At 66.8% G+C, this 11,047-nt stretch carries 7 protein-coding genes and 1 pseudogene; 6 read left to right on the top strand and 2 right to left on the bottom strand.

Translation table 11 applies throughout. The annotated features are described in order from the left end of the window. Nucleotides 1-176, top strand: a pseudogene (locus G3N92_RS24835) (urocanate hydratase); the annotation flags it as partial. A 92-nt stretch (nt 177-268) separates the two neighbouring features. Here the strand turns inward: G3N92_RS24835 and G3N92_RS24830 are convergent. Next, nucleotides 269-2,446, bottom strand: a complete 2,178-nt coding sequence (locus tag G3N92_RS24830; protein ID WP_206130246.1) for a hypothetical protein — start codon at nt 2,444-2,446, stop codon at nt 269-271. A gap of 702 nt (nt 2,447-3,148) precedes the next feature. Beyond that, on the bottom strand, nt 3,149-5,290 hold the full coding sequence (locus tag G3N92_RS24825) for a M1 family metallopeptidase (protein ID WP_206130245.1): 2,142 nt from the start codon (nt 5,288-5,290) through the stop codon (nt 3,149-3,151). 639 nt (nt 5,291-5,929) lie between these two features. Between G3N92_RS24825 and G3N92_RS24820 the strand changes: the two genes are divergently transcribed. The 5 genes from G3N92_RS24820 to fucP all read left to right on the top strand — a co-directional run bounded on the left by G3N92_RS24820 (nt 5,930) and on the right by fucP (nt 10,776). Continuing rightward, nucleotides 5,930-6,772, top strand: a complete 843-nt coding sequence (locus G3N92_RS24820; protein WP_206130244.1) for an amidohydrolase family protein — start codon at nt 5,930-5,932, stop codon at nt 6,770-6,772. Between the two features lie 190 nt (nt 6,773-6,962). Beyond that, complete coding sequence (locus tag G3N92_RS24815; protein ID WP_206130243.1) at nt 6,963-8,270, top strand: L-fuconate dehydratase; 1,308 nt, start codon at nt 6,963-6,965, stop codon at nt 8,268-8,270. 52 nt (nt 8,271-8,322) lie between these two features. After that, on the top strand, nt 8,323-9,099 hold the full coding sequence (locus tag G3N92_RS24810; protein ID WP_206130242.1) for an SDR family oxidoreductase: 777 nt from the start codon (nt 8,323-8,325) through the stop codon (nt 9,097-9,099). A gap of 27 nt (nt 9,100-9,126) precedes the next feature. Next, nucleotides 9,127-9,465, top strand: coding sequence for an L-rhamnose mutarotase (locus G3N92_RS24805; protein WP_206130241.1), 339 nt, complete (start codon nt 9,127-9,129; stop codon nt 9,463-9,465). Nucleotides 9,466-9,528: 63 nt separating this feature from the next. Next, on the top strand, nt 9,529-10,776 hold the full coding sequence (fucP, locus tag G3N92_RS24800) for an L-fucose:H+ symporter permease (protein ID WP_206130240.1): 1,248 nt from the start codon (nt 9,529-9,531) through the stop codon (nt 10,774-10,776). The last annotated feature ends 271 nt before the right edge of the window (nt 10,777-11,047 follow it).

Raw genomic sequence — 11,047 nt, 5'->3', positions numbered from 1 at the left:
AGCACTCGGGCGTGGTGATCGTGGCCGACGGCACGCGTGAGGCGCACGAGCGCCTCGGCCGCGTGCTGTTCAACGATCCGGCCACGGGCGTGATGCGTCATGCCGATGCCGGCTACGAACTCGCGCAGGAAACGGCGCGCGAGGCCGGCTTGAAGCTGCCGATGCTGGGCCGATAACGCACGGCGGCAAACGTCATACCGTAGTAACCCTGAAAAACGCGACGCCCAACCCGGCGTCGCGTTTTTCTTTTACGCCATCGTCGAACCCATCAAGCCGGATCGGCGTACTTCAGCGTCCAGCTCAGCGTGCGGCTTTGCCCCGAGCCGAGCGCGAACGGCTGCGTCGTGCAGGCGAACTTCGAATGCAACTGCCCGATCGGCGTGGTCGACAGCGGATTGGTCGCGTTGTTCGCCGTGCTGAAGTCCGACAGCGCGCAGGTCGAGAAGCCCGTGGTGGCATAGCCGGTGGCCGCGCCGTTGCCGTAGCTGACCGACACGCCGTCCGCGTTGGCCGTGGTGCTGGCCAGATCGTTGAACGCCGTGTAATCGGTTTCCACCGCGAGGTTGCCGGTCAGCGTGGCCGAACTGAGCGTGTCGGTGCGCGAGATCGAGCCGTGCGCGAACGTGATCACCGTGTGCGTCTGCAGATCCAGATCGGTCGACGCGGCCGCGTTCTTCGACGCCACGCGGAACTTCGTCGTGTCGAAGCTCACGATCACCTGGCCGTTGCTCTCCTGCACGTTGAGGTTCTGGTAGTACGTGACGGGCTGATACGTCTTGCCGTTGTAGCTGACCTGCGGGATCAGCAGCGCGTAGGCCAGATCGGTGGTGCCGTAGATCAGCTTGTCGGAGAACGGCACCGGATAATACGGCGTGAACGAGTTGTAGTCGGGCGCCTGGCTCAGGTTCAGATTGATCACGCGCTTGCCGTCACGCACGGTCACGAGCGCCGCGCTGTACGGATGCGCGGTGTCGGTCGGCTGGTTGTACCAGGTCAGCTTGACGTGCGGCTGCGTGCTGTCGAGCCACGATTGGAACTGCGTATCGGTGAGCGGGGCGGCCGCGCCGAAGCCGAGCTTGTTCCACCACGCGTTCACGTACAGGTACTGGTGCAGCAGGCTGAAGTTCTCGCCCATCGCGCGCGGCTTGCCGCGGTAGGTATCGGTGCCGCGGCCCTTGACCCACATGTTGACCGACGGCGTCGGCAGCGTCGGGTCGTACCAGTAGTTCTCGAAACGCAGCGCGGCGCGGTAGATGTAGGCATACGCGGCCTGCTTCTCGGCATCGGTCAGCACGCCCGCATTGGCCGCCGCCGTCAGCACCTCCATGAACGCCGAATCGCCATACGGGCCGATCGAGCGGCCGTAGTTGAAGCCTTCGCCGTCGGTGTTGAGCTGCGGCAGGATCAGGTCCACCGATTTGCGCAGGTAGCCCTTCAGCTCGGGCGTCAGGTTCGCCTCGTTGCCCATCTCGAACGTGCGCTCCGTCACCTCGCCGATCAGCAGCGTGCTGTAGCGGTCGAAGCGCGCCTGATCGTAATAGGTCTTGCTGGTGTTCGAGGCCTCGTCGGAGAAGCCGCCCGACGAATCGTTACGGATGTGGTTGGTCAGCGTGTAGAGCAGGGCGTCGCGCGCGTTCATGCCGGCCACGCTCGCGTCCGTCTTCGAGGCGAAGCTCGGGCTGCTCCAGCCGAGCTTCTGGCGCAGGCCCGCGATGCCGTACGACACCGCGTAATAGTTCTGCGCGGTGTTGAGCGAGGCGATGTCGATCGGCGTGCCGTCGGCTGGGCAGGTGTTGGTCTTGCCGCTGGCGTCCGCGCCGAACATGTCGCAGAACATCAGGCGCTGCTTGAGCGTGGCCAGCATCGCATCGCTGAACACCTCGTTGAGCATGCCGTGCGCCTGGAAGTTGTTCAGCGCGACGAGGTAGTAATACTCGCCCCAGGACGTGTTCGCATACAGGTAGTTGCTGCCGTTCATGGCCATCATGGCCGTGGTCACCTTCTGGTAGGCGGCCAGATAATCGGCGTACTGCGGATCGTTCTTCGACTTCATGTCGATCAGGATCCACGACAGGCCGAGCGCGAGCTTGCCGGGCAGGAATTTGTCGCCGGTGTTGGTGTCGAGCACATGCACCGGGCTGCCGTCGCCGAGATCCATCACCACCTGCGTGAAATCGGGTGCGGCCTTGATCCGGTCGAACAGCGCGCGCATCTGGCCCATCATCGTGATCGGCACGTTCGCGCCGCTCGGCACCGCCGTGGTGGCGGTGCCGTAGACGATGCCCTGCAACGAGGTGGCGAGCGTGGATGCGCTGCCCGAGCCGGTCGATCCGCCGGCGCCCGAGGCGGGCGGGGTGCTGGTTTCGCCGCCGCAGGCGGCCAGGGCGAGCAGGGCAACGGCAGTGCCGACGGCGAGTGCGGATCGCGTCCGTGTTATCGAAAGCATGGTATCTCCATCGTTTTAATGTTGTGGTGTACGAAATAAAGTGCGGCGGGCGTCAATCCATCTGCGGTCTCCTCGTCCTCTTCCTCGTGATGTGGGCGCTGCATCCGTCAGCGGATGGCAGGCCGAGCGGGGTCGCGCGACGGCGTTCGGCAGAACGGTCGCGGCCGGGCAGCGGCAAGCGGCGGCCGGTCGGAAACCGGTCGCGTCAGCGCGTGATGGTTTAAATCATCAGTTATCGGACAACTTGGAAAGGCATCGGCCGACGCGCGCATCGTGAGCGGCATCGCGATCCGTCTCCCCCTCGATTGCGGGTTCGCATGATTCTGATACGTCGTCAAACGCCGGCTCCCTCGCCGCATCGATCATGCGGGCGGGGCGGGCTGTCGTCCGGTCGGGCACGGTGACGGACGACTGACTGCAGGCTTGCTGATTTGTTGTCGGATATCCTATCTCGGAGCGGGCGGGCTGCCAGTCGGGGATAACCATACCCTGCTGTCGGTGCTGGGCGGCGCTGTATCGGCGATGCGCGCCGGCACGCGCGATGCGGGCGGGAGGAAGTCGGACGACGGAACGCCGCGCCTCGCCGCGGCGGGCACGGCAGGCGCCGCCATGAAAAAGCCCCTCGCGGGCGGCCAAGCCGGCGAGGGGCCGATCGCGTGCGCAGCGGTTGCGGCGACCGCGCCGCAACCGCCTGCTCGCGCCTTACTCGCTACGCTTGCGCGCCACGAACTTGCCGTTGTAACGCAACACCGGACGCGTCTGACGCACGACCGATTCGCCGGCTGCCAGTTGCCGCAGCGCAATCGCGGCCGGCGGCGTGATCGAGCCGAGCGCCGCCGTGCGCGAAGCCGGCGCGAGCTGGTTGGCGACCAGCAGGTTCGCGTCGTTGCGCAGGTTGGTCAGCAGCACCGGGTCGGTGGTCTTCGACAGTTGCGGCAGCAGCCCGCTCCAGGCCGAATCGCTGTAGTTCGTCACGTAGTAGTCGAAGCCGCTCGGGTTCGCGAGCACCGCCGAACAGCCGTCGAGCCGCACCTGCGCCTGGGTGTCCTTCAGCGCGAGCGTGGTGCGCTTGATCAGGCCGTCGCCGTAGGCGAGCGTGACCGGCACCGTCCACTGCGTGCCCGGATACGCATTGGTGTTCGGGAACGGCGTCTGTTTGATCGTCACGACGTTCTGGTTCCGGGTCAGATCGCATTGCGCGTCGACCGTGAGCAGCGGCACGCCGGTCTGGCGCACGAAGCTGTCGCCGATCGGGCCGACCTTCTGGCCGCTGGCGTTCGACAGCGCATCCCACAGCCGCTGCGGCGTGCCGTTGCCGAACGAATAGTCGGCCAGATACTGCTGCAGGCCCTTGCGCATGACCTCGTCGCCGAGATAGCCCTCGAGCATCTTCAGCACGTGGCCGCCCTTGTTGTAGACGAACGCGCCCGCGTTGACCACGAAATCGTTCGAGCCGAACGCGTTGAAGTTCGGCTGCACCGGGAACGCATCCGGGCCGATGTCCGCGCGAATCACCGCGGCCTTGTCGCCCACGTCCTGCACCCAGCTGAAGCGGTCGGGGTGGAACTGGATCGAGGTGCGCGTTTCGAAGTACGTCGCGAACGATTCGTTGAGCCAGACATCGTCCCACCAGTCGAGCGTGACCAGATCGCCGAACCACTGGTGCGAGGCCTCGTGCGTGAGCACCTCCATGCCGTACTTCGACATCGTCGTGCCGGGCTTCGGCAGGATGTCGTCGGCGAATTCGAGGATGGCCCCCCAGTTCTCCATGCCGCCGAAGTTCAGGTCCTTCTGCGCCTTGAACTTGTCGTTGGCCGCCACCGTGTCGAACTTGGTCAGCGGCAGCGGAATGCCGGTGTAGCGGTAGTAGTAGTCGAGCGCCTGCTTGGTTTCCTGCATCGCCGGCTTCGCCCATTCGCTCATGCCCGGCGGCGTGAAGATCCGCAGATGCATGCCCCGCCCGTCGGGCAGCGGGCTCGTGAAATCGTCCTCCAGCACGTCGAAGCGCCCGCCGCCGAAGAACACCAGGTAGGACGGCATCGGCGGCGTGCGGTCGAACGACACCAGCTTGTAGCCGCCGCCCACGCTCGACGCCGGCTTCTCGGCCGCGTTCGACACCACGCGCCAATCCTGCGGCACCTCGGCCGACACTTCGTAGGTCGGCCGGAACGCCGGCTCGTCCCAGCCCGGGAACCACTGCCGCGACAGATCCGATTCGCCCTGCGTGAGCACCGCGCCGCTGCTGGTGCCGTCGGTGCCCACCAGGTCGACGCGGAACATGCCTTCGGCGGCCGAGCAGCCCGGATACGGATCGTTGTCGCAACTGCCCACGGTGCCCTTGGCCGGATCGCCGTGCGAATCGAAATTGATGATGCCCTGCCATTCCATGTGCAGCGAGTAGCTGCCGCGCGCGATCGTGCCGCTGGCGGGGCGCAACTGCACGTAATCGCCCTGGCCCTGCGGCGTGGCGATCAGCGGGATGTTGCCCGGCTGCAGCGTGATCCGGCCGTTGGTGAATTTCAGCCGGTGCGCGGCCACCACGATCGCATCCACCGGCTTCAGCACGTTGATTTCCACATCGGCGCGGCCCTGGAACTGGTCGAGCGCCTCGTTCGGTCGGAACCACAGCCGGTAATTGACCGGCACCACCGTGTCGGGCATTTCGACCGGCGCGGTGCCGCGGTTGGCGGCCGGCGCGACGGGCGCGGTGGCGTTGCCGGCCTGATTGCCGGCGGCGCCGAACGAGACGGCCGAGCCGGAGCCGCCGTCGTCGCCGCCGCAGGCGGCCAGGGCGAGTGCGGCGACGAGCGGCAGCAGGCGGACATGGCGAAGCGTGATTTCCATACCGATTCCTTTGAAAGTGGAATGAACGGTGAATGGCTGGTTAAATACCGCGGGCAATAAAATGCCGTCGCCGGTATTGCGCAGCGAAATGAAATGGCATCGAGTTTTGAATGAAACGCGGAGAAACGCTGGCGTTTTTCAGGTAAAGAGTTGCATGTCGGAAGGCCCTGTTGTTTATTAATCGAGCAGCAACGATCCGCGCTCTGTGGCGCCGATTCGTACGCGGGTGAGCATGGCGCGGCCATGCGCTTTCGCGCGGCATGCAAAGCGCCGCGCGTTCTTTTTGGCTTGCGCCGAATTGATCCGGATGGTTCAAACGAACAGCTTGCCGACAATCAAGGAACAACTGCCTGACAATCCAAACCGTGGCTGAATATACAGCGTAATTTTTTGTAATGGTTAAAAAAGTTTGGTGAAATAATTAGAGGCGAATTTATTGCCGAATTGAATGCGGACGATGAAAAAACTGCTGATCCGGACGCGAATCGGCGATGCGCCGCGGCGGATCCGGGTTAGCCCCGATGGCCAGGCCCGGCGGGCTCGCCGATCTTCGCTGCATTGGTTAGACCTTTAGTCCGATGCGCGGCCGAGCGCCGCGCATCCCCGGATTCACGACATCACTCATGAGGAATGCGATCGATGCCCCTGCGTCTTGACGCTCATCAGCACTACTGGCGAATCGCCGCACGCGAAGGCGAATGGCCGCCGCCTGGCCTCGCGCCGATCCATCGCGATTTCGGGCCGGCCGATCTCGCGCCGCATCTGCGCGCGCGGCAGGTGGACGGCACCGTGCTCGTGCAATCGCTGCCGACGCTCGACGACACGCGCGAGCTGCTCGCCATCGCGCGCGATACGCCAAGCGTGAAGGCCGTGGTCGGCTGGGTCGACATGAAGGCGGCCGACGCGCCCGCGCGCATCGCCGCGTTCGCCGCCGAACCGAGGTTTCGCGGCCTGCGGCCGATGCTGCAGGCGCTCGACGATCGCTGGATCGACGACGACGCGCTCGCGCCCGCCGTGGCCGCGATGCGCGCGCACGATCTGTGTTTCGACGCGCTCGTCACGCCCGCGCAACTCGACGCGCTGCATGCGTTCGCGAGCCGCCATCGCGCGCTGCCGATCGTGATCGACCACGCGGCCAAGCCACCGATCGCGCGCGGCGCGCTGCAGCCGTGGCACGACGCGATGGCGCGGCTCGCCGGCTTGCCGAACGTGTCCTGCAAGCTCTCCGGCATCTGGACCGAAGCCGACGCGCACACCGATGCGCAACGGATCGGCGCGTTCGTCGAGGCGGCCGCCACGCTGTTCGGCCCCGAGCGCCTGATGTGGGGCAGCGATTGGCCGGTGTTGAGGCTCGCCTCGGCGCACGGCGGCTACGAGGACTGGTTCGACACCTGCCGACGTCATTGCACACGGCTGTTCGGCGAGGCCGCGCTCGACGCGATCTTCGGCGGCAATGCGCAACGCTTTTACCGGATCGACTGAAACCCGCGCGACGCAAGCCGACAAGGGAAAACCCGCAGCGCCGGCGGCGTGACGCCGCCCGGCAACCGACGTATGATGGCCATCAAATTGGTTGGGCCATTAGACCAATAAGCGTGGCCGGCCTCACCCCGGCCGCGCCGTTCGCCCTCTCGAAACCGGCAGTACGCAACACGACACACGACAACCGACCATGACGATCATTCGCTCGATGCGCGTCCTCGACGTGCGCTTCCCGACCTCGCAACGGCTCGACGGCTCCGATGCGATGAATCCCGATCCCGATTATTCGGCCGCCTACGTGATCCTCGACACCGATCGCCCCGGCCTCGAAGGCCACGGCCTGACGTTTACGATCGGCCGCGGCAACGAGATCTGCTGCGCGGCCATCGAGGCCATGCGCCACCTCGTGGTGGGCCTCGATCTCGACTGGATCCGCGAGGACATGGGCCGCTTCTGGCGGCACGTCACGTCCGACAGCCAACTGCGCTGGATCGGCCCGGACAAGGGCGCGATCCATCTGGCCACCGGCGCGGTGGTGAACGCCGCGTGGGATCTCTGGGCCAAGGCCGAAGGCAAGCCGCTGTGGCGGCTCGTGGCCGACATGACGCCGGCCGAGCTGGTGCGCTGCATCGATTTCCGCTACCTCGGCGATTGCCTGACCGAGCAGGACGCGCTGCAACTGCTGGAGCGCCAGGCTGCAGGCAAGGCCGAGCGGATCGAGGCGCTGCGCCGCGAGGGCTACCCGTGCTACACCACCTCGGCCGGCTGGCTCGGCTACAGCGACGACAAGCTGCGCCGGCTGTGCCGCGAGGCCGTGGAGGCCGGCTTCGATCACGTCAAGCTCAAGGTGGGCGCGAACCTCGAGGACGACATCCGCCGCGTGACGATCGCGCGCGAGGTGATCGGCCCCGATCGCAAGCTGATGATCGACGCCAACCAGGTGTGGGAAGTGGACGAGGCGATCGACTGGGTGCGCGAGCTGGCGTTCGCCAAGCCGTGGTTCATCGAGGAGCCCACCAGCCCCGACGACGTCGAGGGCCACCGCAAGATCCGCGAGGCGATCGGCCCGGTGCAGGTGGCCACCGGCGAGATGTGCCAAAACCGCGTGCTGTTCAAGCAGTTCATCATGCGCGGCGCGATCGACGTGGTGCAGATCGACGCGTGCCGGCTCGGCGGCGTCAACGAAATCCTGGCCGTGATGCTGATGGCCGCGAAGTACGGCCTGCCGGTGTGCCCGCACGCGGGCGGGGTGGGGCTGTGCGAGTACGTGCAGCATCTGTCGATGATCGATTACGTCAGCATCGCCGGCACGCGCGAAGGGCGCGTGATCGAATACGTCGATCACCTGCACGAGCATTTCGTCGATCCGTGCGTGATTCGCGACGCGGCCTATCTGCCGCCCACCGCGCCCGGTTTCTCGATCGCCATGAAGCCCGAATCGCTCGAACGCTACCGGTTCCGCGGCGCGCAGGCCCAGCCGGCCGACGCGCTGGCCTGAGCGCCCGCGCACTTCGCGCTTCGCTCGAAACGATTCAGGAGGAGACACCAGCATGCATCTCGATCTCGACGGCAAGGTCGTGTTGATCACGGGCGGCGTGTCCGGCATCGGCGGCGCGATCACCGAGGCCGTGGCGGCCGAGGGCGCGATTCCGGTCGTGCTCGATCGCAACGCGCCCGCCGAGGCGTTTGCCTCGCAACTACGCGATCGCCAGCCGCGCACGCGCTTTTTGCGCACCGACCTGCTCGACGACGCGCAATGCCGCGCGGCCGTCGACACGGCGATCGCCGAATTCGGCCGCATCGACGGCCTCGTCAACAACGCCGGCGCGAACGACGGCGTGGGTCTCGACGCGGGCCGCGCGGCGTTCGTGGCCTCGCTCGAACGCAACCTGCTGCACTACTACGCGATGGCGCATTACTGCGAGCCGCACTTGAAGGCGAGCCGCGGCGCGATCGTCAACATCTCGTCGAAGACGGCGCTGACCGGGCAGGGCGGCACCAGCGGCTACTGCGCCGCCAAGGGCGCGGTGCTGGCGCTCACGCGCGAGTGGGCCGCGTCGCTGGCCGCCGATGGCGTGCGCGTGAACGCCGTGGTGCCGGCCGAGGTGATGACGCCGCTCTACGAAACCTGGCTCGACAGCTTCGACGATCCGGCCGCCAAGCTCGACGCGATCACGCAGCGCATCCCGTTCGGCAAGCGCATGACCACGCCGGCCGAGATCGCCTCGACCGCCGTGTTCCTGCTGTCGCCGCGCGCCTCGCACACCACCGGCCAGTGGCTGTTCGTCGACGGCGGCTACACGCACCTGGATCGCGCGCTCGGCTGACGCCCAACCTCACAGGGAGACACGACGATGCGGCACTGCCTGGCGCTGGACCTGAAGGACGATCCCGAATCGATCGCGCGCTACGAGGCGCATCACGCACGCATTTGGCCGGAGATCGCCGCGCACCTGCGCGGGCAGGGCGTGCTCGGCATGGAAATCTGGCGGATCGGCAACCGCCTGACGATGGTGATGGAGACGGACGACGCGGTGTTCGACGCCGCCCGCATGGCGGCGGCGAGCCTCGCCGACCCGAAGGTAGTGGCGTGGGAGACGCTGATGGACACGTTCCAGCAGCCCACCCCATGGAGCCGGCCCGGAACGAAATGGGCGCCGATGGCGCGCATCTTCGATCTGGCCGGGCAATGACGACAGCCGGCGACGGCGCCCCGTAACAGCACAACGAGACTGACACGGAAGGAGACAGGAATCATGCAACAGGCATCGGGAGCCGGCCTTGCGCCGGCCGGCACGGCCGAACGTTCGCGCGACTGGCGCACGGCGTTCATTTTGGTGACCAGCCTCTTTTTCATGTGGGGGCTGTCGTACGGCTTGCTCGACGTGCTGAACAAGCATTTCCAGGACGTGCTGCACGTCAGCAAGGCGCAATCGGGCCTGCTGCAGGGCGCGTATTTCGGCGCCTACTTCGTGATGGCGATCCCGGCCGCGATGCTGATGGAGCGCTTCGGCTACAAGCGCGGCATCCTGCTCGGCCTCGCGCTGTACGCGATCGGCGCGCTGCTGTTCATTCCGGCGTCGTCGGTGGCGAGCTTTCCGTTCTTCCTGTTCGCGCTGTTCGTGATCGCCTCCGGCCTCGGCTGCCTCGAAACGGCCGCCAATCCATACGTGACCGAACTCGGCACGCCCGAGACGGCCGAGCGGCGGCTCAATCTGTCGCAGTCCTTCAACGGGCTCGGCAGCTTTCTCGGGCCGCTGATCGGCGGCGCGTTCTTCTTCCGGTCGCAGGCCGCGCCGCAGGTGGCCAGCGAAGGGCTCGGCTCGGTGCGCATCACCTACGTGGCGATCGCTGCCGTGGTGGTGCTGCTGGCGCTGCTGATCGCGCGCACGCCGATGCCCGACATCCGCCGCGCGGCCTCGCCGGCGCAGCGCGCGGCGGGTGGGTCGGTCTGGTCGCGGCCGCACTTCGTGGGCGGGATCGTCGCGCAGTTCTTCTACGTGGCCGCGCAGGTGGGCGTGGGCGCGTTCTTCATCAACTACGCGATCGTGCACTGGCCCGATCTCACGGCGCAGCGCGCCTCGTTCATGCTGTCGGTGGCGCTGCTGCTGTTCATGGCCGGGCGCTTCGTCAGCACGGCCGCGATGGCGAAGGTGTCGCCCGCCGCGATGCTGACCGTCTACGCGCTCGCCAACGTGGTGCTGACGGCCGTGGTGCTGGCCGGCATTCCGGTGGTGTCGGTGCTGGCGCTGATCGGCGTGTTCTTCTTCATGTCGATCATGTTCCCGACCATCTTCGCGCTCGGCGTGAAGGATCTCGGGCCGCACACCAAGCGCGGCGCGTCGTATCAGGTGATGTCGATCGTCGGCGGCGCGATCATGCCGTACGCGATGGGCCGGGTGGCCGACGCGTCGGGCGTCAGCATCGCCTACGCGCTGCCGCTCGCGTGCTTCGCGATCGTCGCGTGGTACGGCTGGCGCGGCAGCCGCGTGGTGGATGCCTGAGCGCACGCAACGGTTCGAGCGCGCATGGTCAGGCTGCGGGCGGGCCTTTGGCCGCGGCCCGGCAAGCGGCGCCGCGCACGCCCGATGTCGCGCGCGCGGCGGCCGGGCCCGGACGTATTAGAATCGGCGTCTGGCTCGCTGCCGTTGCCTGGACCGCCGCGGCCGCGAACCGTTTCGATCCCGACGGGTCCCGCCAGCGAACGTATGCCGACCCAACCCATTCAGAACCGCCGCCTCTACCAGCAGATCGCCGACCAGCTTCGCGCGATGA

Source organism: Burkholderia sp. Ac-20379 (genome assembly GCF_017104645.1).
GTDB lineage: Bacteria > Pseudomonadota > Gammaproteobacteria > Burkholderiales > Burkholderiaceae > Burkholderia.
Note: the sequence above shows the minus strand (reverse complement) of the source record. Positions and strands in the feature narration are given on the sequence as shown.